The sequence below is a fragment of the Paenibacillus sp. Y660 genome (genome assembly GCF_057221575.1).
The window spans coordinates 1-23,949 of record NZ_JBXBBJ010000036.1 but is presented as its reverse complement, the minus strand read 5'-3'; the positions used below and the strand labels follow the sequence as shown (position 1 = coordinate 23,949).

Genomic DNA, 23,949 nt, shown 5'->3' with positions numbered 1-23,949 from the left:
TTCCAAGCATCTGGAACAGTCGAATATTAAACGATTTCCTCTAGCTTCTCAAGCGTCTGAAGAACATGCTGAGTAAGCTCAGGAATGTCATCCATTTGCTCCTCGCTTATTTTACGGTTAAAGCCCAGCTCGATGACATTCGAATAGCTCGGCGTTTCGGCGCCGAATATATAGCTTATCGTTTGCGTGGGAGCGATTTCCGGTTCCCAAATCCGCTGAATAGCTTGCTCCGCCAGCTTACACTGCTCTTCGACATGATGCACCTGCATATAGAAGCGCAGCCGCAGTGTACATGCCGGCGTCTCTCCTTTTAGCTCCAATAGCTCAGCCGCCAGATCCTTAAGCGTTGCGGTGAGCTGTATTTCTGCAGACACCTCCGGGCGGCCAGCCAGCGTGAATTGAAGCGCAAATTCCCGCGACATAACGGCTAGCTCCAATCGGTCTACCCGATTGATAATATCTACCTTCCGGTCCAGCGTATCCAGGTCATAAATCTGATTCTCGAAAGCTACCTTCAGGTTTTCAAATACGGTTGGATCAAACATGATGTATACCTCGCTTTAGAACAATATCTTCTAAGCTATTGTAGACGATAAGGACTATAGAATCGAGCTTTCTTTTTGCAGCCGCTGCAAAATAGTAAGAGGCCAGCCTACGTTCTGGCTGACCTTTCCTTAGCGTTCGCTGTACAAGGTGTGTGCTATCCTCTTAAATAGAAGCAAAGCGGCGATAATCCAAGCTCGCGCACGCCTTCAACAACCAATCCGGCAATTTGAATGCCGCCAAGCTCTTGGAGATGCGTATCATCCTTGGCGCCATTCGGAAAATGAATAAATTCGCCGGGGTATGCCCACATGAACAGCGTCTTCGAGGGCTCGTCGCCTAATTGCTCATACAATGCTTTGCTTTTGGCAGCTAAATCAATGAGCGGGACGTCCAGCTCTGCCGCCAGCTGCTTCATGCCAAGCAAATAATCGCCATGCGTGTCGATAATCTGTCCCTGTTCATTGAATTTTCGGCGATGCATCGGCGTAATGAGTACGGGTCTCGCGCCGCGTGCTATTGCCCCCTCCACATAGACCGCGAGCATCTCCTTAAAGCTGCCGAAAGGCTCCGTTGCCCTCTCCGCATCTGGCTTCTCATCATTATGGCCAAATTGAATCCACAGGTAGTCGTTTGGCTTAATTTGCTCCAATATGGCATCGAGGCGGCCTTCCTTAATGAAGCTTCTCGAGCTTCTTCCCGACATCGCATGATTGTCAATCGCCACATCCGTCTTAAAATATAACGGCAGCATTTGGCCCCAGCCTGCATACGGGAATGTGTCCTGATCGGTCACGGTGGAGTCGCCAGCCAAGTAAATGGTCGTCGCTTGCTTCGCTTCATCTATCCGCAGCGCATTAATGCGCGGCGCGATGCCAGAGAAAGCAAGCCTCAGCCGCCCTTCGGTCACTTTGACCGTAAAGCTGTGCACGGCATACTGCCCTGCCAAGGTAACCGCCTGATGGAGCACCATGCGTCCTACGCCATATTTTAACGTGGTTGAGGTAGGTGCAATCGCATCGCCAATCGTTGCGGTCACCGTATAGCAGCCGTTAGGCAGATCGATGGTAAACACTGCATCCAGCGGGATGCAGAAAGCGCCGCGCAGACGATCCTGCTCGTCACGATTGCGCGAGCTGATCCGCTCGCAGGATTCAAAGCCATAACCCAATTGTTCGTCATAAAGGGTATCTGGCAGCACTTGTATATAAGGGGCAGCAGTCGCGCTGCCGATTCCAAAATCAAAGTTGAACGAAATAGTCATGCGAGCACCATCCTATACATAGTTTGTTTTACTATTAGTAGAATAACAAATCGCGAGAGGATAGGAAGCGAATAAATCGTCTATTTTGTTCAAAATTCAGACTCGCTGCGCTTGTTCGCTAGAACGTGACGTGCCCAAGCTTCATCAGCTCGCCTGCCTTCACAAATAACGAATTTTTATGCTCGCTCAACATCACGCAAATATTTTCATCGCCACCGCTGTTTTCAAATTCTCCTCTTCCAAGCAAGGATTGCCTCGCGAGGTGAACATGGAATGGCAGCGCGCAGCAGGAAATGACAAATGACCGGATATACGCCGTCAAAGTTTGCGTTACCTGTGTGGAATTCCGTATACTAATAGATAGGAATGATGCAGGAGCTACTTTAATTGAGGTGACAGAAGTGGAAGAGTTGAAACAAGCCTATGAAACGATGGGGCTGCCAGAGCTTGCTGCGAAAGAGGAAGTAGAAAAACGCTATACGACGCTTATGCGTCAAGCGCGCTCCAGAACGCAGCAGCAGAAGGACGACGCGGGAGACGGGGACGATTCTTTTGCGAAGATTACACAAGCGTATCGGCTGATTTTAGAGTATGAGGACCGCAAGCTGACCGAAGCCTTCAACGAACAGGAATACGGCAAGTACAAGAAGATGGCTGGACAAGCTCAGAAAATGGATCATTTCTGGCGCTATTACAAATTTCATACGCTTGGCGCAATTGCAGCAGTAGCACTTATCATTTATGGAGTGATCAGCTTTATGAACTACCGCGAGGAGCAGGAACGGCTTGCCAATCTGCCGCCTGTCGATTTGAACGTTTCCTTCATGGGCAATTATATGCTGAAGGATGACGCGCCTAAGGAAGAGCCGATTGAAAACGCGCTTTTGACAGCGTTTCCCGAATGGAAAAGATTCGTTTCTACGCTGACCTTCGTGCCTACGGACGAGCAATCACAAATGGCTTATTTGCAAAAAGCAGTATTGATCCTGGCGACCGAGCATCCGGATGTTTACATTATGGATCGGAATATTTTTGAGTGGATCGGCAATCAAGGCATCCTCATGAATCTCGATAACGACGTCAACGGCGAGCTAAAGCCGCTTTTGAAGGATGGGCTGACGCTGAAGACGAGGACTGACGAGGATACCGAAGAGCATGTGTACGGCATCGACCTAAGCAACAGCGCACTTGTGGATCAGCTTCCGCTATACAAAGAGAACATGATCATCGGGATACGCCTGGACAGCAAGAACCCGGATAAAGCAAGAGCATTCATTAAGAAGTTTTTAGCTACAGTAAAATAGCATAAATGGAAGTAAGCCCGATTGCCGCAGCCATCTTAATGATGTCGGCGGAAATCGGGCTTTAAAATTTGTTGGGAGGCTAATTATGGATTTATCTAGCGCAGCAATTGGGCTGAAGTTACTATAAAAACGATTCAGCTCGAAATATGCTAACTCGTTACTTTGCTGCGTTGCAGTTTCTGCAGCAGAATTGTCACTCCATGGAGAGTTACCGAGCTACGTTGCAGTTTCTACAACAGAATCAATCAATCCCGCCTCATTTAGTACTTTTCAGCCTATTTCTGATGCATTTCTGCATTGTAGCTTCTCATTTCGGATGCCATGTCAGGTTTCTATTGCAGTTTCTACAGCAGAATACTTCACATTCAAAACATAGCCTCCTTACTACATAGCAGTTACTTCCATTTAGCCCTCTCCCAAATGCTTCAGCACAATGCTCTCAATATGCTGCAAATGCTGCTTCATTCGCTCAGCCGCACGCTCAGCATCCTGCGTCTCAATCGCTTCATAAATCGCTGAGTGCTCCATATAAAGTCGCTCCGCTACAGCTGTGCTTGCATACAGCTCAACACGCCTAATATCGTGGATAGCCGTTTCAATGTAATTCATAATCGACTCGAACAACCGCACCATAATGGAGTTATGTGTCGCCTTCGCTAGTGTTAGATGAAATTGGAGGTCAAGCCGTTCACCTTCAGCCTCATCGCCAACCGTACGCTTCATCTCTTTGATCAAATCGCCTAACTGCAATAAATCCTCATCTGTCCGCTTCACAGCAGCTATCGCGGCGCCTGATACCTCAAGTGCTTCACGTGCCTCTAGCAGCTCGAGCACCGTTTTGCGGTTCAAGCGAAGAGACGCAAGCTCTGGAAGCTCCATTTCGACCGGCGCGTTGCGAATAACGCGGCAGCCGCCGCCCTGCCGAATGTCGATCAGCCCCATCGCTTTAAGCGCGCTTAGTGCCTCCCTGGTAGTCGAGCGGCCAACTCCAAATTGCTCGGACATTTGCTTCGTGGAAGGCAGCTTATCTCCGACTTTTAGCTTGCCATCCAATATTAGCTGCTTGACCTGATCCGCAATTGCCTCGTAATGGTTGCGCTTTGACAGCTTTTCTACTTCTAAGGACGGCATAATCTGCCACCTCCTACACGTAAAGGGCACGCGCTATCCTGCAGCAACGCCCCGCTAAACGTTCATATTTTACAACTATCCGACTAAAAGCGCATATACGATTCCTGGACCATGAACCCCGATGGTCAGATCATTTTCAATGTCAGAGGAACGGCTTGGGCCGGAAATAAAATGAATACCCGCTGGCAATTGCTCTCGCCCCGCTTCATCAAAAGTGACCAACACTTCGCCAAGCCTCGTTTTCAGCCGCTCTATCGGAATGATAATCATAAGTACAGTCGGCAGCAGGCTTACTGATCGCCCTTTATTCGGCGCTGACAAAACGGTTACCGAACCTGTATAGGCAACGGCATGATCCGCGATTACGATTCCAAAATCAGCCTCAGCCGCACGCGCGCGCCAGTATTGCTCCTCATCCGTATTCCATACGGAAACTTTTGAATCTGCGAGGGACCCTTCAAGATCCAGCGCATCCAGCTCCGGCTGATTTTGACGGATGACGTATTTAGCGCTCATTTCCCCAGTCTTTTGCACGATAAAAGCTTTTGCTTCCTCCATCGTTTGAAGACGAGCCACGTGACCGCCTACGGACAAAAAATTATCGGTAAACTGTTGAATTCGTTCCTCCTCCGTCCACTCGAACGCGTTCCAGAAGTCAGGCGCGCCACGGAACGGATGCTGCGGCTTGTTCTCCATTCTCGGATGTCTCAGCTTAACGGCAATATTATTCATAAAAGTCTCCTGCTTCACACGCGACTCTGCCTCAAGCTTATCCAACCACTGCTTATGCGTTTCAGCCATGACCGTGTCCACCTCCTTTGCCCCGCTTCTCTTCCAGCTCGCGATTGCGTACTAGCTCCTTCATCCGATTTTGCATCGATGGCTCCATCTTCTTGAGGCCTTGCTTCAGCTCCTGATCAAGCGTATCCCAACGATCGCGGAATGACTCCTTCGGCAAGCTAGGCGTAACGCGGTACGTGTTCCAGCCTTTGAGCGGACCAAGCTTCGTCTTGATGACGCCGCTGCGGACAACAAGCTTTTGCCCAAGCTTGCCCAGCCGAAGCATGCCGCCAAGGCGCGAGGAATTACCCATGACGGTGGCGAAGCCTTGCATGCCGATCGACTCCATTTTGCTGCCGTTGCCGCTCTCCACCTTGCGCCTGCGCAAATAGACGAGCATGTCGTGCAGCGGTATTTTGACCGGACACGCTTCATAGCAAGCACCGCATAAGCTGGAGGCATTGGCGACATCGTCCCATTCCGCAATATTTTTGTTCAAGGAAGGGGTCAGTACAGCTCCGATCGGACCGCTATAGGTACTGCCGTAGGCATGGCCGCCAATATGGCGATAGACGGGACAAGCGTTTAGGCAGGCGCCGCAGCGAATGCAGTTCAGAAGCTCTTGAAACTCAGGATCGCCAAGCTGCAGGGAACGGCCATTATCGATGATAATAATATGCATCTCGTCCGGACCATCCGCATCCTCCGAGCGGCGCGGACCTGTAATGCCGGACATGTACATTGTCAGCTTCTGTCCCGTTGCCGAGCGCGGCAGCAGCGTTGCCATGACCTCAAGGTCTGCCCATGAAGGAATAATGCGTTCCATTCCCATGAGCGTAATTTGTGTTTTTGGAACCGTGCTAACCATCCGGGCATTGCCTTCGTTTTCAAAAAGCACCATCGACCCCGTCTCCGCAATCGCGAAGTTGCAGCCGGTCATGCCAATTTCCGCCTCGAGAAACTTCTCGCGCAGTTTTTTGCGAACAAAGCCTGCAAGCGCCGTCGTATCCGGCGGAAGCGTGTAGCCCGCCTCTTTGGAGAGGAGATCGGCAATTTGGTAGCGATTTTTGTGAATCGCTGGAATAACGATATGCGACGGCATTTCACCAGCAAGTTGAATAATGTATTCGCCCAAATCGGTTTCTACCGCTTCCACGCCGATTGATTCAAGCGCATGGTTGAGATGCAGCTCCTCCGATACCATCGACTTTGATTTTACGACTGATTTGGCATTCGCATGCTCGGCAATATCAAGCGTCAGTTTGACGGCTTCCTCTGTATTATTGGCAAAATGAACATGAACACCGTTCGCACGAGCATTATTTACAAATAAATTTAAGTAATAGTCCAGATGAGCAATCGTATGCAGCCGGATTTGCTTGCCGCGTTCCCGCCATTCCTCCCAGTTGCCGTGCTCTTCTGTCGCTTTCTTTTTTCCGTTGCGAAGACGTTCCGTCGTAAACCGCACCGCTTTGCGCAGAAATTCGTCATTAAGCGCAAGATCCGCTCTAGCTTTTACAGTAGCCTCCGTTTTTGCTCCAGCCATGCTTATTTCACCCCTTCATATAGAAGCTCAGCCAAATGCATGACACGAACGGGCTCATTGCGATAGCGCAGGTTGCCGGCAATGTTGAGCAGACAAGCCATATCGAGACCAACCAGCACTTCCGCCTCCGTCTCCAGCACGTGATCAACCTTCTCTGTCACCATTGCCCCTGAAATATCGGCCATTTTGACCGCAAACGTGCCGCCAAAGCCGCAGCAATCCTCCGCGAACGGGAGCGGCACAAGCTCAAGGCCCCTTACGTTTTGGATAAGCGCGAGCGGCTCGTCCTTGACGCCGAGAATTCGGCTGCCGTGGCAGGATGGATGGTACGTCACCTTATGGGGGAATGCGGCGCCAACATCCGTAACACCCAGCACCTGCACCAGAAACTGAGTAAATTCATACGATTTGCTTTGCAGCTTATTCGCACGCTTCAGCATAACGGGATCATCCTCAAACAGCTTCGGATAATGATGGATCATGCCTGTGCAGGAGCCTGAGGGCGAAATAACGAAATCGCTGTCTTCAAAAGCATCCAAAATCGTTTTCGCCGACTCCCTCGCTTCCTTCCAATAGCCGCTGTTGAAAGCTGGCTGTCCGCAGCAGGTTTGTACCGTAGGAAACTCTAATGAAACGCCGTATTTCGCCAGCAAGCGCACCATCGCTTCACCGACTCGAGGATATAGCGCATCGCTTAAGCAAGTAATAAATAAAGAAACCTTCATACCTGCACCCCTTTCGTTACTTGTAATGATGTTTTATCAGGTTGTCAGACAAGTTTGGTTAAAAAGAGAATGATTTTAAAATATATTCTAATTTGTTAGAGCATTTGTTTGAGCAAGCTCGGTTTGTTGAGCTATCATTAGTTCGGAGTTTCTAAAAGCACCTATTGGTGCTTTTAGGCACCAGAACAAGTTACTTTGTGAGCTTTAAGAACGCATATGCGCTTATAGCTGCCAATCGAGCGAATACAGACTACTTTCTGCTCTTTAAGAACCTATAGGTTCTTAAAGCCATCTTAAAATGTTACTTTGTGAGCTTTAAGAACGCATATGCGCTTATAGCTGCCAATCGAGCGACTGCAGACTACTTCCTGGCTCTTTAAGAACCTATAGGTTCTTAAAGCCAACATAAAATGTTACTTTGTGAGCTTTAAGAACGCATATGCTCTTATAGCTGCCAATCGTGCGACTGAAGACTATTTTCCAGCTCTTTAAGAACCTATAGGTTCTTAAAGCAACCATAAAATGTAACTTTGAGAGCTATAAGAACACATATGCGCTTAAAGCTGCCAATCGAGCGACTGCAGACTACTTTTCAGCTCTTTAAGAACCTATAGGTTCTTAAAGCCACCTTAAAATGTTACTTTGTGAGCTTTAAGAACGCATATGCGCTTATAGCTGCCAATCGTGCGACTGCAGACTACTTTCCAGCTCTTTAAGAACCTATAGGTTCTTAAAGCCATCTTAAAATGTTACTTTGTGAGCTTTAAGAACACATATGCGCCTACAGCTCCCAATCGAGCGACTGCAGACTAATTGCTGGCCATGCAAGCTCCTATTGGTGCAACACGCACCACAACAAGTTACTTCCAAGCTGTAAACAAACCCTTACGCTTACAAAAACGGCGCTGCGCTTCTGCTGAAGCCAGCGCCAAAATTCCCTATACCGTCGTGACGGAAATTTGCTTTTCCTTGAGTTGCAACAACAGCTCAGCCGATAAGCGCCTGTCGGTAATAATCGTATCGATATCGCTCAATTCAGCGACATGCGTAAACGCTTGGACGCCGAATTTGCTGGAATCGGCGAGCAGGATCACCTGATCCGCCATGCCGACCATTTTGTGCTTGATGCGCGCCTGCAGCTCATTCGATTCGCTGACGCCTCGCTCCAGATGGACGCCTTTGCACGAGAAAAACGCTTTATCTACATGATACGCATCGAGAGAACGCTCTGCCAATGGCCCGACATAGGACAAGGAACGCGAGGCCAAAATGCCGCCAGTAGAAATCACCTCGATCTTCTCCTTGCTGCTCAGCTCCATTGCTACTTTAATGGAATTGGTAAGCACCGTCAGCGGAATATCCGGCATGCTTGCCGCCATATACCAAGCTGTGGAGCTGGCATCAAGCAGAATGCGATCCTTTGGCTGAATCAACCCAATCGCTTCCACTGCGATACGCTTCTTCTCTTCCGCATGCGTGATCTCCCGCTCGAAATACGGAATTTCCGGCTGCTGATCCTTTACGCTAACCGCACCGCCATGGGAGCGGCGCAAACGTCCGGCTTGCTCCAAGCGGTCAAGGTCGCGCCGAATCGTTTCTTCGGTCACCTGACATAGCTCGCTCAGTTCCGTTACACGGATGCTGCCCCTCTCATTTACCAGCTGTACAATTTTATCGTATCGTTCCTGGACTAGCATAGCGTACCTCTTTCTGTCTTATATTTGAATTACCGTTTAGGCGATTCCCGTTTTTTCTTTAAAAGCGACATAGGCATTCTCCCAAGCCTCACGCTGCTCCGGCTCATACACTTCAACCGGGAAGGACTCTCGAATAACTTTGCGCGCTTCCCAAATATCAGCAAGCTCGCCGCTGGCAATCCATTGCACGATCATGTTGCCAATCGCACTGCCTTCCACAGGTCCAGCCCATACGGGCTTGCCGATCGCATTTGCTGTCCATTTGCAAAGCAGCGTATTCTGAATGCCGCCGCCAACCATATGAAGACCGCTGAAGGTTTGGCCTGACAGCCTCTCCGTCAGCTCAAGCACATACCGGTATTTGAGCGCTAGACTCTCCAAGATACAGCGGACGATTGCTCCCTTATCCTCTGGTGGCATTTGCCCTGTGCGCAAACAATATTCCGCTATTCTTGCCGGCATATCGCCTGGGTGAAGAAATAACGGATCATCCGGATCGATGAATACAGCAAGCGGCTTCGCTTCATTAGCCAGCTTAACTAATTCGGGGAAAGTGTAAGTAATTCCTGCACGTTCCCATGAACGTCTGCACTCCTGCAAAATCCATAAGCCCATAATGTTCTTCAGCAAGCGATACGTGCCGTAAACGCCGCCTTCATTCGTGAAATTAAGCTGCTGAGCCAGCTCATTAATAACAGGCTTTTGCACCTCAGTCCCCATGAGAGACCATGTGCCGCAGCTTAAGTAAGCAAACGAGCGATCTAGCGCAGGTACAGCTGCAACCGCTGATCCTGTATCATGCTCTGCGACTGCATAGACGGGAACGGACTCGACGACCAGCTCCTCGCAGACAGATTGCCGCAAGCTGCCAACTCGCGCGCCTGGCTGTACGACCGTGCCGAATAAGTCCGGTGAGATGCCGATCGCGCGAATCAGCGATTCATCCCAACTGCCGGATACCGGATTATACAGCTGAGTCGTCGTCGCATTGGAAAATTCATTGAACATTTCGCCAGTCAAGAAATAGCGGAGCAAATCCGGTATCATCAGAAAATGCTTCGCATCGCGCAATAACGGCGAATCGGCTTTCTTCAAGGCCGCAAGCTGATAAATCGTATTAAAAGGCAAAAACTGAATGCCTGTCTTCTCAAAAATGCCAGATGCCGTCAGCTCTAAGGCAACCTCTTCCATAACGCCATCCGTATGATGATCGCGATAATGATAAGGATTGCCAAGCAGCTCTCCATTGCTCCCGATCAAGCCAAAATCGACTGCCCAGGAATCGATCGCGATGCTATCCAGCTTAATGCCGCGATGCTTCGCCATAAACAGACCTTGCTTGAGCTCATGCAGGAGCCGCAAAATATCCCACTGCAGCCGGTCGCCGACCTGCACCGGGTCATTCGAGAAACGGTGCAGCTCTTCAACCTCGATCTTGCCGTTATTCAGCCTTCCGAGCAGTGCTCTTCCGCTGCTCGCCCCGAGATCATAAGCGAGGATGGTCACCAGCTGGCACCGCCCTTGCCTCTCACCATTATGTCTTTGCCGTAGCTGCTGCTAAGATAAGCTTTCATCGGATCAAGCGGCAGCCCTTGCTCTTCGCGAATTGCGTGCAATAGCGGCGTTACATCAAATTCGAATGCGCGGCGAACAGCATCCTCAGCGCCTAAAACATCATTGCGCTCAGCAGCCTCGTTTACTTCGTCATGGTTGATAAGCAGCGCCTTCGCAAATTGGGTTTGCACATTCAGAACGGAACGCAGCATAGCCGGAATTTTTTGCTCGATATTATGTGATTGGTCAATCATATAAGCGATATTTTCCACATTGCTGCGAATGGCAGCATCCGAATCGCTAGCACCATTTAGAATCTGATAGAATATCAAAAATAGCTCATATGGATTCACCGAGCCGACAATCAGATCGTCATCGGCATATTTGCGGCTGTTGAAATGGAAGCCTCCGAGGCGTTTCTCGTCGATCAAATAAGCGACGATATGCTCGATATTGGCGCCTGGCAAGTGATGCCCCGTATCCACAAGCACCTCTGCTTGCGGCCCCAGCTTTTGCGCCAAATTGAAAGCCATCCCCCAATCCGCCAGATCGGTATGATAAAACGCAGGCTCGAAGCATTTGTATTCAATAAGCATACGCATGTTAGGCGTCATCGCAGTGTACATTTCGGTCAAAGCTTCCTGCATCCAGCCTTTGCGCTTGCGGATATGGCCTTGGCCTGGATAATTTGTCCCGTCGGCGAACCATAGGCTAATATCGCGCGAGCCGGTTTCTTTGGCAATATCAACGCATTCCAGCAAATGATCGGTTGCTTTCCGGCGTATAGCGGCATCCGAATTCGTAACGCTTCCGAGCATATAATCCTCATCCTGGAACAGGTTCGGATTGACCGCTCCAATCGCTAGCCCCAGCCCCTCTGCATGGCTTCTTAGCTTGCTGTAATCGTCAACCTTGTCCCAAGGGATGTGAATCGCAACCGATGGTGCAAGACCCGTCAAGTTATGCACCTGCGCAGCATCCTCGAATTTCTCGAACGGATTGCGAGGAACGCCTTCCTTCTGGAACACCTTAAAGCGCGTACCGGAATCGCCGTAGCCCCATGACGGAGTCTCGATTTTGAGCGCTTTCAATTTTGCTTTCACTTCATCTATATGAATGCCTCTAGCTTGCTGCTGTTCCTCAAATAACCTAAAAGCTTTGTCGGACATTTTGAAACACCCTTTCACATCTATAGTCATTATTTCATTGGAAAAGCCATCGTAGACATTAGTGTGTTCTCAGCTTGTGTAGAGTCCAAGCGGCTGTATTGTACGATGATCGGAATATCGCTCTGAACCTCGATGGCGTAAGGAACGCCGATTGGAATCGACGCCCCCTCCTTCTTCAATGAGCTTGTGCGGATATGATTCGTGCGTCTGCCTTTTACAACAACCACAATATCTTCAATCGGCTCGCGATCCTCAAAAAATATGGTTATTCGAATCATTGCTTCTTCCGAGGAACAGTTCAGGACGCATATTGATTCATGGCTGGTAAGTGCTCCCGTGCTATCTGGCGGAATATACCCATCGGGAATATACCAAAGCTTTTCTCCTCGCGCTTGAAACATATCGCATCAAACCTCCTATCGAGTGAATGCTGCAGGTACGCCGCCGTCAATGGTCAGCATACAGCCTGTCGTTTTATCTGCTTTGGACGATGCGAAGAACGCAATGCCCTCAGCAATGTCGCGCGGATAAATGTTGACGAGCAGCGTTGTGCGCTTGCGGTAATATTCTTCCAGCTGATCCGGCTCAATGCCGTATGCCGCTGCACGCTCATTGCGCCAGCTTCCGTTCCAAATCGCCGAGCCCTGCAAAATCGCATCCGGCAAAATCGTGTTCACTCGGATGCCGAACTCGCCGCCTTCAGCTGCGATACAGCGCGCCAAATGGGCTTCCAGCGCTTTGGCAGAGCTATAAGCGGATGCATTTTTGCCCGCGTACACCGAGTTTTTCGACCCAATGAACACCATGTTTCCGCCAATGCTTTGCTGCTTCATCAATTTGAAAGCTTCGCGCGCTACCAAGAAGTAGCCAGTCCCGAGCACGTTCATGTTCAGGTTCCATTCCTTAAGCGAAGTCTCATCGAACGGGCTGGAAGTCGCAAGGCCCGCGTTGTTGACGATAATGTCTACGCCGCCGTATGAAAGCGCAGTCTCTGCGTAAGCTGCTAAAACCTGCTCCTCGCTCGTTACATCCATTTTAACTGCAGTCGCACGGTGATCGCCGTATTTCTCGTTAATTTCCGCGGCAACCTTCTGCGCGCCTTCAAGATTAAGATCTGCAAGCACGACATGCGCGCCTTCCGATACAAGGCGGCGAGCCGTTTCGCTGCCGATGCCGCCAGCGCCGCCCGTAATGAAGGCTACCTTGCGTGAAAATTCGGTTTCTGCGGGAGCAAGCGACAATTTGTAAAGCTCAAGCGGCCAGTATTCCACGTTATACGACTCATTCTCGCTAAGCGATACGAAATCGCCGAGCGCCGTTGCGCCGCGCATAACCGCGATCGCGCGGTGATAAAGCGCGCCGCTAACCTGCGCCATCGCCCAGCTTTTGCCCGTATTGATCATGCCGATGCCTGGAATAAGAATAACGCGAGGCGCTGCTTCGAACATGACGTCGCCTTCGTTTTTGTTGCGATCGAAGTAAGCTTTATATTGTTCTTTATAGGCTGCGATTCCTTCTGACAATTTCGTTTTCAAGCCGTCGATATCCTCTGAATTAGGCGTCCAGTCTATGAATAATGGAACGACCTTCGTGTGTACCAGATGATCCGGGCAAGCAGCGCCAACCTGGGACAATTGCGGTGAATCCTGTCCACTTGCGAAAGCAAGCACATCCGCCTCATCATCAAAGGTCAAAATCATTTTTTTCGCATCGCTAACCGCGCCGCGAATCGTTGGCATCACTTGTGCGGCAACGCTTCTGCGCACATCCGCTTCCAGCACTTCGTATTTTACGCCGCCGAACAGCGACGCCTCGTCAAAGCGGGATTCAATGAACGCTTCCGCTTCGGAAATGATTTTGATCGTTTGCGCGTAGCATTCCTCGCTCGTCTCGCCCCATGTTACAAGGCCGTGCTTTTCCATAAGCACAAGCTCCGCATTCGGGTTAGCCAGAACGCCTTCGGCAATCATTTTCGACAGGTTGAAGCCAGGACGAACATAAGGAACCCAAACGAAGCGGTCGCCGAAAATTTCTTTTGCAAGCGCCTTGCCGTTATCCGCACAGCACAAGCTAATAATAGAATCCGGGTGTGTATGATCCACATGCTTAAAAGGAAGAAATGCATGCAGCAGCGTTTCGATAGACGCGCGCGGGTGCTTTGAATCGATCATACAGTTGACAAGGTAAGCAACCATCTCTTCATCAGGCATTTCGGAGCGCTCAAACAATGGACGAATATCATCCATGCGCAGGCCGGTAAAGTTGCCCGCCTTCATCGAAGCCAAATCCGAGCCGCTGCCCTTCACGTACATGACCTCGACATCACGGCCGCGGAAGTCTTTTACGATCGTTTTGCTTGACGTGTTGCCACCACCGTAATTGCATACCCGGCGATCTGCGCCAATAATGTTGGAGCGATAAACGAGCTCAGCTAATCCGCCTTCAAGCTGCGATGCTTTTTCATTTTCCCATAAGCTTTGTACCATAAATATACCTCCGAATGATGTTTTGTATTTGTTTGAATTGATTTTAACATATTTGTTTGTTTTTGAATATATAATTTTCAAACATAAACGGAAATCAAAAAGATATATAAACAGAAACAAAAAAGAAGTAAAAACAGAAACAAAAAAGATATAAAAAGAAAAAAAAGCTATAAAAACAAAAAAAAGACCAACCTTGAAACCAGCTGACCTCGCGTTGCATATAGCGCCTCATTCCATTCATTCTGCATACTGCTGAAACCTTTAACTTAGGAGAGCAAATTATGCTCTTACTCTTCTATAAAAGAAAAGCCGTAGTTTCTGTTGGAATTTGTGCTTATGGAACTACTCACACTTAGCTACCTCTCTCTCGGCTACGTTGTAGTTTGTGCAACAGAATCACCTCCAAAGCTACCTCACCTTCAGCTACGTTGCAGTTTGTGCAACAGAATGAACCAACTAACTCGCATTCGTCTCTTAAGTGGCTCTTTCTAATGCATTTCTGCAATGTAGCCTCTCCTTCCACTCTTCATGTCAGGTTTCTGTTGCATTTAGTGCAACGTAAGGTGGATCTTCCTTCAACGCTAGACGTAAAACAACAAACAACAGCGAAAGCGCCCGTCTAACGGCCAAACAAACGAACGCTCAATCGAACAATTATCGAACGAGTGATCGAACGACCCAAAAACAAACAAAATAAGCCCCGCAAGGTCAAATTTGACCTAACGGAGCCCTTAAAATGCTGCAACTGACGGTGCAAGTTAATCCTTATCTTCAGCAAATGACAGCTAACGGAGTCCTTACCCAACTGCTACTGACAGCGCACGTCATACCCCACTGCCACTGACAGTTCAAGTCATACCCTATTGCTAATGACAGCGCAGCGTCATTTCAATATCTTGATTGTAATTGCCGAAGCCTTTGCCAAACAGTGTGACGCCGCCGCAGTTTTTAGCTGTCGCGCTGCATGAAATGCGGAACAAAATTTCTTTGTCATAAGCCAGCATTAGCTGATCGATCGTGACATTCGAAACTTGGATGCCATCAATGAAGGAGCCTTGAGCGTTAACGCGGATCGTCTTGATCAGGCCATGCTGAATATTTTTGTGCCACCATTCTGGCGTGTACAGGCCTCGCGTGCTGCCAAAATCTCCGGGATACGTCCATGTGCCAATACCGACGCCATTTAACGAAAAGGCAATATCAGACGGCAGATGATTCACGCTGCAAGGTGTTTCAGAGCAAATTTCCATCGATATTTCCAGCGATTCCGGCGTTTCATTATTGACCATATAATTCGGAATACGATATTCCACGTAGCCTGAGCCAAACCACAGCACCTTGGCTTGGACATGCTCTGGATCGGCAAAATATCGCGGATCATCACACATACCGATCATTTGGGTATCGTTTGCAAGTCCGCAGGTTGGCTTGATCTGACAGGATGAATAATGGCCTACCGGAATCGACACGATATACCGTTTCGATTCATCCAATGCCGGCGCGCCTTTAAATAGGAGCATGGCTTGTGTAAGCTGCAAATGACAGATCTTTTGCATGCCTCGTTTTCCCGGCAAACTCTCGCACCGTACAATACCGACTTCCTCCATCATATGAATATGCCGCGTTACTATAGGAGACTTTATATCTAGCGCTTCGGACAAGCTTTTTATATTCATTGGCTGCACGCTGAGCAATTCAATCATTTTAACCCGCGTATGAGATGAAAAGCATTCAAGAAACTTCATATTGCGACTGCTGACTTCGACTTCCATTCCCGCTTCCCCTTTGCTCTATCTACTGCCCCCATTATATAACTTAAAAGTTATCCTTTCAATGCATTAATGTAAAAAAACTTGACATTTATTTTCAATATCACTAAAATAGACGGCGTATACATAACTTTGAAGATGTTTAGTTACTTTTCTAGTTATCCAAACACCCTTAGGAGGTAAGTCATGAATTCATTTCAATTTGTAAATCCAACTCACATCGTATTCGGCGAAGGCACGGCGAATCAAGTAGGTAAGCTAGCCTCCAAATACGGTAAAACGATTCTTCTCGTTTACGGCTCAGGCAGCATAAAGAAAACTGGCTTGTACGACAACACGTTCAGCCTACTTAACGAAGCTGGCATCAAGGTACACGAGCTTTCAAATATTGAACCAAATCCTCGCCTATCCACAGTAAACAAAGGAATCGATATTTGCCGCACAGAAGGTGTGGATTTCATTCTTGCCGTTGGCGGAGGAAGCGTGATCGATGCTGCCAAAGCAATTGCTGCGGGCGTTCTTTATGAAGGTGATGTATGGGATTTCTTCACAAACAAAGCTGTAATCGAAAAAGCGCTTCCGCTTGGTACGATCCTTACGCTTGCTGCAACCGGCTCGGAAATGAACGGCTCCTCCGTTGTAACGAACTGGGAAGAAAATCTGAAGCGCGCCTTCACCAGCCCTTATGCGTATCCTAAATTTTCAATTCTTGATCCAACGCTTACCTATACCGTACCTCGCAATCATACGGTTAACGGCGCTGTCGACATTATGTCGCATGTGTTCGAGCAATATTTCAGCTTAACTGAAAACACGCCGCTGCAGGAGCGCTTCTGCGAATCCATTTTGCAAACGGTTATCGAAAATGTAGAGATTGCGCTTGAAAATCCGGAGGATGCTGCCGCTCGCGCCAACCTGATGTGGTGCGGCACGATGGCACTCAACGGTGGACTTATTAGCGTTGGCATGACCAACGATTGGGCTTCGCATGGCATTGAGCATGAAGTAAGCGCGATCTACGATATCCCCCATGGCGCTGGCCTAGCTGTAATTTTCCCGAACTGGATGAAATATGTGCATGAAGCGCGCATCGATCGTTTCGTCCAATATGCAACACGCGTATGGGGCGTTAATCCGGAAGGCAAAACAGATCAGGAGATTGCTCTTGAAGGCATTCAAGCGACACGTGATTTCTTCTCACGCATTGGCGCTGAGTCACGTCTTGCCGACTTCGAGATCGGAAGCGACAAGCTTGACCGCATGGCAGAGGAAGCCGTTCGTTACGGCGCTATCGGCTCTTTCAAGCGTTTGGAGAAACAGGATGTTAAAGCCATTTTAGAATTATCACTATAATTTGGAGGTCGTTTGCACATGACAAATGCACGAATCGAATCCACCGCTTTAAGTAATGGCGTTAAGATGCCATGGTTCGGCCTTGGCGTATGGAAGGTAAAAGATGACGGCGAGGCGGAAAGAACGGTTGCCTCTGCGATCGAAGAAGGCTACAGACTGATCGATACAGCAGCAGCTTATAATAATGAAACAGGCGTAGGCGCCGGCATCCGCAACAGCGGCATCGCTCGCGACGAAATTTTCATAACGACAAAAATTTGGAATGCGCATCAAGGATATGAATCCTCGCTTACGGCATTCGAGGACAGCAGACGCAAGCTCGGCATAGAAGTCGTTGATTTGCTCCTTATCCATTGGCCGGTCAAAGATAAATATACCGAAACCTGGCGCGCCCTTGAGAAGCTTTACCGTGACGGCTATGTACGCGCCATTGGCGTCAGCAACTTCCAAATCCATCACTTGGAGGATGTTATCGCCTCCGGCGAAATTGTACCGATGGTCAATCAAGTGGAATATCATCCGCTTCTAACGCAGCAGAAGCTTCACGCTTTCGCGAAGAGCAACAACATTCAGCTGATGGCTTGGAGCCCGCTTATGCAAGGCAATCTCGACCAGAGCGTCCTCGCAGACATTGGCGCCAAATACGGCAAATCGCCTGCTCAGATCGTGCTTCGCTGGGATCTTCAGAACGAGGTTGTTACGATTCCAAAATCGATTAATCCGGTTCGCTTGAAGGAAAATGCGGATATTTTCGACTTTGCTCTAACAGCTGAGGAAGTGGCTCAAATCAGCGCGCTAAACCGAGATCACCGTTTTGGCCCGGACCCAGACAACTTCAATTTCTAAAAAACTAAAAGGCAGCGGCAGCCTTGAGCATGGAACTCAACTCATGTTCAAGGATGACCGCTGCTTTTTCATTAGAAAAGCAAGTAAAGAGTAGCCGCATCAAATCCAATAAGAGAATCTTTCGGGCACTCTCGCCCTTAATTGTAAAAAGGCTCCGCCCCATTGAGTGGACGGAGCCTTTTATGTATGCAGAAATTAAAGCGAATTGTAAGCGCGAAGCAGCGTGTAGCGGTTCGGCCTTACATGATGAGCTTCCAACAGGCTGCGCATAAGCAGCTCCTCATCGACGCCAAGCTCCTCTGTCGTAGACGGCCCGCCAACCTGCCTTAGCCATCCGCGAATCATTCCTTCCCTGGGAAGAGCAGCAATCGCCTCTCGAATTCTCTCGGGGTTAGCTGTGAAAGCTAGCCCAGACTCTTCTGCCGAAAGACGGTGATAGAGCTTGGAAATTTCTGCGCAAGCCACGCCAACCTTCGCGCCGTGCAGCAGTTGTCTTTTGCCGAGACGAATATATTCCATTTCCCAGAAATGCGACAAATGATGCTCCGCGCCTGACTCCGAATGCGACTGGCCGAACAGCAGCATCGCAAGTCCCGACTCTATCAACGCTTCAATTAGTATGCGAATGCCCTCGGGATCGCGGCGTGCAATAAGGCCGATATGCTCCACGCATTTGGTCAGCGCGATCCGAGTAATTTCGGCTACCTCCTCGGAATACGGCTCGCCTCCCTCCGATGCTCCGAAGCTCCAGTCGAGAAGCGACGTATATTTGCCAAGCATATCGCCAAAGCCAGCTGCTACCATCGCAGCCGGCGCGTTCGCGAGTATGTCCAAATCTGCAAATATCGCATCTGGACCAATCGCGGCAATCGTCTTCTTCTCGCCGCGAATGATAATTGGAGCGCCCTTGGAATTAAAGCCGTCCACAGACGGTGCTGTCGGTACGGAAACGAATGGAATGCTCGCCGTATAGGCTGCGTACCTCGAAATATCATGAATGGTTCCCGAGCCTGCCGCGATGACAACCTGCGCCTTTTGCTGTTGAATATCAAGCAGCAGCTGCACGATTGCAGCTTCATCGGCAATCACATCGCCCTGGCGATCCGGCTTTAAGCTTGTAACATGAACAGAAATGCCCAGTGCGGCTATGGCTTCCTCCAGCTTTTTGCCTGCAATCTCGTAAGTAATCGCATCCGCCGCAATGATGACCCGGCTATAATGCTGCTCCTTCAAATAGGGAGCTGCCTCATGAATCGCTCCCGCGTCAACCAGAAGCGGGTTTATTTCAATCGAACGCAGCGTTTCTTCATCAAATCCAGCAGCAAGCTTCTTGACTTTATCGATAAGGGATGACAATTGCTTCGCCTCATTTCGTTGTGGGTATGCTTTATTCTGCTCTTGCAGAACGCAGCTTGTCAACCTTTGCGATTGGAAGATATCTGCCTTTATTGGTCAATATTCTCTGCTCGCAAGCGCCATTTAGGCGGATTCCTGCGTGAATGCGCCTTAGGATGAAATGATCTTCATCGGAAGCTCCTTGCCCTCGGATAAATCCTTAAACATTTAGGTTTGTGGACGCGACACGGAATGGTCGTATTGGAGAGTATTGGATGTTTCTGAAAAAGCAAAAAAGGCGCCTCAGAAGCTGAAACAGCGCCAAGATACCTTCTTCTTTTATCGTTAAAATAACGCCGCAGATGAATTTAAACATCAATCTACTGCTTCCTATTAGTCTAGTAAATGGAATGCTACTTAATCGCAGCAGCTCCCATAAAATCAGCGATGTGCACTTTTTGGCCGGTTTTGGCGCTCTCAACAGCGGCAAGCACCATCGCCATGCTGTAAATATTGTCGCTGCAATCCGTTTCCGGCTTGCGGCCTTTTTCGAGGGCGTCGAACATATCATCCAAGCAGCCTTTATGGAACGTATTCGCCATTTCTGGAAGCTGTGTCTCTACTCGCACGTAATCGCGGTGAAATTTGCCGCTTTGGTCGCCAGCAGCTACGATCTCCGCATATGGATTGCCTCCGCCATCCCAAATCGCGGTGCCATGCTCGCCGGTCACCCGCCAAGATGCTTCCCATGAAGTAGGCAAGCCTTCTGCGCACCACGAGCCGCGGTAGTTAAAGACAGAGCCATCAGACATTTCATAGATGCAGATCGCCATCGCGTTTCCGGCATACCATGAACCGGGTGGGTTAAACTCATGGCAATAGACGGATACGGGATTCGCGCCAGAAATATATCTCGCTTGGTCAAACGTGTGGATCGCCATATCGAGCAGCAGCGGACTTTCCATCGCGTCGCGGAAGCCGCCAAAATGTGCGCCAATAAAGAAGTCAGCGCCAACGAATCCAATTTTACCAATCGTCCCTCTGGCGATCAGCCCTTGAAAGGCGCGAATGCGCGGATCAAACCGGCGATTTTGCATAACGGCATGCGTCCTGCCCGTATCATGAGCCATTCGCACGATTTCATTGCAGTCGCTCATCGTTTCCGCGAGTGGCTTCTCTCCAAACACATCGCAGCCAAGCTCCAAAGCAGCAGTACTAATCGCATAATGGCTCGCCGGTATCGTGACATCGAATACTAACGTAGCACCTGTCTCCGTAATTGCTTGCTTAATGTCGGTGAAGGTTGGGCAAGTAAGACCTTTTCGCTCCGCCATTGCCGCAGCAAACTCTTCTTTGATATCAACGAGCCCAACTATTTCCGTATCTTCCCGTTCCTTCGAATAGTCCACCCACGTATTCGCCATCCCACCGCAGCCGGCTATGACGACTCGATGCTTCGTTGTCATCTGCTTTTCTCCCCGCTTTCGCTTCGCTAAATTAGATAGGATTTGGAACAAAATCGCCGCCGCGGCACCGCTTTAAATAATTCAAAGCATGAACCTGTCCTGTCATTTCCAGCTCATCCTTATAAACGGGATCATGCCAGCCCTCGATATCGATCGTGCCTTTGTAGCCATTTTGTCTCAAAATCGTAATAATATCCGACCAGTTGCTATCGCCAAAGCCCGGCGTCCGGTGCCAAACGAATTGTTGTTTGCTGTGCACGCCATGCTCCTTTACAATATCCCACGCAATCGTTGCGTCTTTGCCATGTACGTGGAACACCTTGCTCGCCCATTTGCGCAGCTGCGGAATCGGATCGATCAAGCTGACCATTTGGTGGCAGGGCTCCCATTCCAGTCCAATATTGTCCTCCGGCACCGCATTAAACATGAGCTCCCAGGCAGTCGGGTTATGCGCAATATTCCAATCGCCGGTTGTCCAAGTGCCGCCCATATCACAATTTTCAAAAGCGATTCGTACACCTTTAGCCGCAGCCCGCTTCGTCAGCTCGCCGAACACTTCCTTGAACCTCGGAATCGATTCATCGATGGACTGGTTCGTCAGACGTCCAGTGAAGCCGGATACGATATCCGCTCCGAATAAATGGGCATGATCGATAAGCCGCTCCCAGCTCGCAAGTGTATCGGCATTGTTGCCTTCGCCAGTCAACGGGTTTCCGAAAACGCTTACAGCTGGAACAGCAAAATCATGCTCATCGGCAAGCGCTCTTACTCGTTTAGCCATTTCAACCAAATCCGTACTGCCGGTCGTTTGCCAAAAGGTTAAGTTAAACGATTCAAATCCATGCTTCACAATTTGCGGAATGACGTGATCCGCATTTCCTCCGCCTACAAGCGTTCCAATTCGCAATTTGTTGTCCATTGTTGTATATCACTCCAATATTGGCTTATAGTATTCGTAACAACTCCATTATAGCTAGCAGTTATGCAGATCACTCTATATAATCTTGAGCAAAAATAGTCTAATCTTGTGGTGGTGAGCAGATTGACCTATCCAAAGGAGCTTTGGGAAAATACTCGTCTCGAGCATAAAACATACCCGATACAGCTATTCCAAAATCGTTGCCATAACGTCGCGCCAAATGACTGCATCCTTTATTTGCATTGGCATGAGCATTTCGAGATCATCGTCATGCGGGAAGGCAGTGCGATGTTTCATATCGACAGCCGCCCTTACATCGTGAATGTGGGAGACGTCATCATCATACCTGGCGGAGGGCTGCATGTGGGCTATGCCCTTCACTGCGAAAATGTTCATTATGACTGCATCGTCTTGAATGCGTCCCTCTTCAATGATTGGGTTCACGATCCTGTACATGCCCAGTTTGTCGCTCCTTATCTGGAGGGCCGGCTACATTATCCCGTTAAACCATCGGAGCAGGATGAGCAATGCCTAAGCTTTAACTCGCTGCTGGATGAAGTGATCGCCGAGCTCGCCGCGAAGCCTCCTGCTTATCAGCTTATCGTTAAGTCGAAGCTGCACACGCTGTTCACGCTGCTCTCCCGCACCTTCATAGAACGGCAGCTAGCAGGCAAGCCGGCGGAGCCATACTTCGTCAATCGGGATCGCTTTAAAGCGCTCATCCAGCGCATCGAATCGCAGTTTGGCGAGAAAATGTCGATCGAACAAGCGGCGAAGCAAGTGAGCCTGAACCCGTACCATTTTTGCAAGCTATTCAAAAAGCTGACCGGCCGCACTTTTGTGGAATATGTCAACGTCTGCCGCATGAACGAGGCGGAGCAGCTGCTTCGCGAGAGCAATGATACGATAACCGAAATTGCCGCCATTGTCGGTTGCGAGAATCCGAACTATTTTACGAAGCTGTATAAGCAGTACAAAGGGATGACGCCTTCGCAGACGAGGAAGAGGTAAGAAATTATGCCTGATGTCTTAAAACTCAAGGAAATCCTTGCTGAGAGTAAAATGTCCCAAAGTGAACTTGCCTAATTACCGGATTAAGACCAAATACCATAATGTTCAAGTGAAGTTGATAGGCTATATCTAAGCACATTCGAAGTCATCTGTAAGTTGCTCGATATACAACTTCATGATTTGATTGTCATGGAGGAATATTAATGCTATCAAGCTACTGAAACTTTGCTCACTACGCCGCCCAGTATTGCACATGGTAGTGTTACAGCATCCTCCCTTTGTTCCGCCGCTAAATTATCAAAATCCAGAATAAGGCGTTTCCTCATTTCATCCTCTATTTACCTACGTTAATGCCCCGTGACAAGCCGCTGTTTGTAATTTCATTTTATTTCAGGAAAACCGCGAGAAAACGAAGGAAAGGTATTTGAAGCAAAATACGGTGGTTACTGATTATTTTGGGGTTCAGTCAAAGGAGAAAGCTACCTGAAAAGGGGTATAAAATTCAAATATATTGAGCGAATTTATGCGTACAAGATTTTTATGGACAAATCATCCGGGACTAATGAGGGTTAAGTTCATTCGGGATATGCCACCCGAATCATTCGGCACTGGGTGGGGTATAGGAAAAAACCTTGAAGGAGCAATCCCTCAAGGTCTCATCTTGTTACAGTTATTGGTTATAGAGCATCCCTTCATTGTTAATTGAGTTGAATTCGGCAATTAATCGTACCATTTCAGGAACTGAACCCGTATTAAATCCCGAGATTGTCAGACCATCAATAACATTTTTAAGTACCCTTTTCCATTCTGATTGAAAAATTTCTTTTGTAGTTACAACATGACCGCTTTGTTTAAGTAAATTCTCGGTCTTTCCAACAACATTTTCCCACTCCGAACGTATTACCATTTTATTTGAATCCCATGTTAAATCCGTAAGCGTCAAATAGCCCCCACCTTGTCATCAGATGAGAGCTAAGATAAGCTGGATTAAGATTTAAACACGTGGCAAGTCAGCGGTAGCGATGTTGACCAAGGCAACAGCTTGTCTAGC

The 23,949-nt window shown here is 48.8% G+C and carries 20 protein-coding genes and 1 pseudogene; 5 read left to right on the top strand and 16 right to left on the bottom strand.

Translation table 11 applies throughout. The features are described 5' to 3' along the window. Positions 1-26: 26 nt before the first annotated feature. Positions 27-545, bottom strand: coding sequence for a hypothetical protein (locus tag AC2TDN_RS24300; RefSeq protein ID WP_482068897.1), 519 nt, complete (start codon positions 543-545; stop codon positions 27-29). 155 nt (positions 546-700) lie between these two features. After that, on the bottom strand, positions 701-1,807 hold the full coding sequence (locus tag AC2TDN_RS24295) for a rhamnogalacturonan acetylesterase (RefSeq protein ID WP_484690466.1): 1,107 nt from the start codon (positions 1,805-1,807) through the stop codon (positions 701-703). 401 nt (positions 1,808-2,208) lie between these two features. Here AC2TDN_RS24295 and AC2TDN_RS24290 point away from each other — a divergent pair, with 401 nt between their 5' ends. Next, on the top strand, positions 2,209-3,111 hold the full coding sequence (locus AC2TDN_RS24290) for a J domain-containing protein (protein WP_482068895.1): 903 nt from the start codon (positions 2,209-2,211) through the stop codon (positions 3,109-3,111). A gap of 405 nt (positions 3,112-3,516) precedes the next feature. Here AC2TDN_RS24290 and AC2TDN_RS24285 read toward each other — a convergent pair whose 3' ends face one another. The 10 genes from AC2TDN_RS24285 to AC2TDN_RS24240 form a co-directional block, all read right to left on the bottom strand. After that, complete coding sequence (locus AC2TDN_RS24285) at positions 3,517-4,242, bottom strand: FadR/GntR family transcriptional regulator (protein WP_482068894.1); 726 nt, start codon at positions 4,240-4,242, stop codon at positions 3,517-3,519. A 75-nt stretch (positions 4,243-4,317) separates the two neighbouring features. After that, positions 4,318-5,043, bottom strand: a complete 726-nt coding sequence (locus tag AC2TDN_RS24280; protein ID WP_484690465.1) for a LutC/YkgG family protein — start codon at positions 5,041-5,043, stop codon at positions 4,318-4,320. Further along, positions 5,036-6,568, bottom strand: coding sequence for a LutB/LldF family L-lactate oxidation iron-sulfur protein (locus AC2TDN_RS24275; RefSeq protein ID WP_484690464.1), 1,533 nt, complete (start codon positions 6,566-6,568; stop codon positions 5,036-5,038). The genes AC2TDN_RS24280 and AC2TDN_RS24275 overlap by 8 nt, the downstream gene beginning before the upstream one ends. A gap of 2 nt (positions 6,569-6,570) precedes the next feature. Beyond that, positions 6,571-7,293, bottom strand: a complete 723-nt coding sequence (locus tag AC2TDN_RS24270; RefSeq protein WP_484690463.1) for a (Fe-S)-binding protein — start codon at positions 7,291-7,293, stop codon at positions 6,571-6,573. A 938-nt stretch (positions 7,294-8,231) separates the two neighbouring features. Next, positions 8,232-8,990, bottom strand: a complete 759-nt coding sequence (locus AC2TDN_RS24265; RefSeq protein WP_482069699.1) for a DeoR/GlpR family DNA-binding transcription regulator — start codon at positions 8,988-8,990, stop codon at positions 8,232-8,234. 36 nt (positions 8,991-9,026) lie between these two features. Continuing rightward, complete coding sequence (locus AC2TDN_RS24260; RefSeq protein WP_482069698.1) at positions 9,027-10,496, bottom strand: rhamnulokinase; 1,470 nt, start codon at positions 10,494-10,496, stop codon at positions 9,027-9,029. After that, positions 10,493-11,713 carry an L-rhamnose isomerase gene (rhaI, locus tag AC2TDN_RS24255; RefSeq protein WP_484690462.1) on the bottom strand — a complete coding sequence of 407 codons (1,221 nt, stop codon included), beginning with the start codon at positions 11,711-11,713 and terminating at the stop codon, positions 10,493-10,495. The genes AC2TDN_RS24260 and rhaI overlap by 4 nt, the downstream gene beginning before the upstream one ends. A gap of 29 nt (positions 11,714-11,742) precedes the next feature. Next, a complete protein-coding gene (locus AC2TDN_RS24250; protein ID WP_484690461.1) occupies positions 11,743-12,114 on the bottom strand; it encodes a sensory rhodopsin transducer in 372 nt (123 codons plus the stop codon). Between the two features lie 15 nt (positions 12,115-12,129). Further along, positions 12,130-14,199 carry a bifunctional aldolase/short-chain dehydrogenase gene (locus AC2TDN_RS24245; protein WP_484690460.1) on the bottom strand — a complete coding sequence of 690 codons (2,070 nt, stop codon included), beginning with the start codon at positions 14,197-14,199 and terminating at the stop codon, positions 12,130-12,132. Positions 14,200-15,065: 866 nt separating this feature from the next. Next, the gene (locus AC2TDN_RS24240; RefSeq protein WP_484690459.1) at positions 15,066-15,971 is read right to left on the bottom strand and encodes an ArsR/SmtB family transcription factor; all 906 of its coding nucleotides are present in this window, start codon (positions 15,969-15,971) and stop codon (positions 15,066-15,068) included. A gap of 183 nt (positions 15,972-16,154) precedes the next feature. Here AC2TDN_RS24240 and AC2TDN_RS24235 point away from each other — a divergent pair, with 183 nt between their 5' ends. Beyond that, positions 16,155-17,321, top strand: coding sequence for an iron-containing alcohol dehydrogenase (locus tag AC2TDN_RS24235; protein WP_484690458.1), 1,167 nt, complete (start codon positions 16,155-16,157; stop codon positions 17,319-17,321). A gap of 18 nt (positions 17,322-17,339) precedes the next feature. Next, the gene (locus tag AC2TDN_RS24230) at positions 17,340-18,167 is read left to right on the top strand and encodes an aldo/keto reductase (RefSeq protein WP_484690457.1); all 828 of its coding nucleotides are present in this window, start codon (positions 17,340-17,342) and stop codon (positions 18,165-18,167) included. 195 nt (positions 18,168-18,362) lie between these two features. Here the strand turns inward: AC2TDN_RS24230 and AC2TDN_RS24225 are convergent, their stop codons facing one another. The 3 genes from AC2TDN_RS24225 to AC2TDN_RS24215 all read right to left on the bottom strand — a co-directional run bounded on the left by AC2TDN_RS24225 (position 18,363) and on the right by AC2TDN_RS24215 (position 21,887). Next, positions 18,363-19,523: a sn-glycerol-1-phosphate dehydrogenase gene (locus AC2TDN_RS24225; RefSeq protein WP_484690456.1), complete on the bottom strand. Its 1,161-nt coding sequence runs from the start codon at positions 19,521-19,523 to the stop codon at positions 18,363-18,365. 392 nt (positions 19,524-19,915) lie between these two features. After that, positions 19,916-20,968, bottom strand: coding sequence for a Gfo/Idh/MocA family protein (locus AC2TDN_RS24220; protein WP_484690455.1), 1,053 nt, complete (start codon positions 20,966-20,968; stop codon positions 19,916-19,918). A 31-nt stretch (positions 20,969-20,999) separates the two neighbouring features. Next, a complete protein-coding gene (locus tag AC2TDN_RS24215) occupies positions 21,000-21,887 on the bottom strand; it encodes a sugar phosphate isomerase/epimerase family protein (protein WP_484690454.1) in 888 nt (295 codons plus the stop codon). A gap of 114 nt (positions 21,888-22,001) precedes the next feature. On the opposite strand from AC2TDN_RS24215, the gene AC2TDN_RS24210 reads away from it, so the two are divergent. Beyond that, positions 22,002-22,898, top strand: a complete 897-nt coding sequence (locus AC2TDN_RS24210; RefSeq protein WP_484690476.1) for a helix-turn-helix transcriptional regulator — start codon at positions 22,002-22,004, stop codon at positions 22,896-22,898. A 123-nt stretch (positions 22,899-23,021) separates the two neighbouring features. Then, positions 23,022-23,102: pseudogene (locus tag AC2TDN_RS24205) on the top strand (hypothetical protein); the annotation flags it as partial. A 466-nt stretch (positions 23,103-23,568) separates the two neighbouring features. Here the strand turns inward: AC2TDN_RS24205 and AC2TDN_RS24200 are convergent. Then, complete coding sequence (locus tag AC2TDN_RS24200; RefSeq protein ID WP_482069753.1) at positions 23,569-23,841, bottom strand: hypothetical protein; 273 nt, start codon at positions 23,839-23,841, stop codon at positions 23,569-23,571. Positions 23,842-23,949: the final 108 nt, after the last annotated feature.

Coding starts and splice junctions, on each gene's coding strand:
- AC2TDN_RS24300 (WP_482068897.1), bottom strand. CDS start 545: ATGTTTGATCCAACCGTATTTGAAAACCTGAAGGTAGCTTTCGAGAAT.
- AC2TDN_RS24295 (WP_484690466.1), bottom strand. CDS start 1,807: ATGACTATTTCGTTCAACTTTGATTTTGGAATCGGCAGCGCGACTGCT.
- AC2TDN_RS24285 (WP_482068894.1), bottom strand. CDS start 4,242: ATGCCGTCCTTAGAAGTAGAAAAGCTGTCAAAGCGCAACCATTACGAG.
- AC2TDN_RS24280 (WP_484690465.1), bottom strand. CDS start 5,043: ATGGCTGAAACGCATAAGCAGTGGTTGGATAAGCTTGAGGCAGAGTCG.
- AC2TDN_RS24275 (WP_484690464.1), bottom strand. CDS start 6,568: ATGGCTGGAGCAAAAACGGAGGCTACTGTAAAAGCTAGAGCGGATCTT.
- AC2TDN_RS24270 (WP_484690463.1), bottom strand. CDS start 7,293: ATGAAGGTTTCTTTATTTATTACTTGCTTAAGCGATGCGCTATATCCT.
- AC2TDN_RS24265 (WP_482069699.1), bottom strand. CDS start 8,990: ATGCTAGTCCAGGAACGATACGATAAAATTGTACAGCTGGTAAATGAG.
- rhaI (WP_484690462.1), bottom strand. CDS start 11,713: ATGTCCGACAAAGCTTTTAGGTTATTTGAGGAACAGCAGCAAGCTAGA.
- AC2TDN_RS24250 (WP_484690461.1), bottom strand. CDS start 12,114: ATGTTTCAAGCGCGAGGAGAAAAGCTTTGGTATATTCCCGATGGGTAT.
- AC2TDN_RS24245 (WP_484690460.1), bottom strand. CDS start 14,199: ATGGTACAAAGCTTATGGGAAAATGAAAAAGCATCGCAGCTTGAAGGC.
- AC2TDN_RS24240 (WP_484690459.1), bottom strand. CDS start 15,971: ATGGAAGTCGAAGTCAGCAGTCGCAATATGAAGTTTCTTGAATGCTTT.
- AC2TDN_RS24235 (WP_484690458.1), top strand. CDS start 16,155: ATGAATTCATTTCAATTTGTAAATCCAACTCACATCGTATTCGGCGAA.
- AC2TDN_RS24230 (WP_484690457.1), top strand. CDS start 17,340: ATGACAAATGCACGAATCGAATCCACCGCTTTAAGTAATGGCGTTAAG.
- AC2TDN_RS24220 (WP_484690455.1), bottom strand. CDS start 20,968: ATGACAACGAAGCATCGAGTCGTCATAGCCGGCTGCGGTGGGATGGCG.
- AC2TDN_RS24215 (WP_484690454.1), bottom strand. CDS start 21,887: ATGGACAACAAATTGCGAATTGGAACGCTTGTAGGCGGAGGAAATGCG.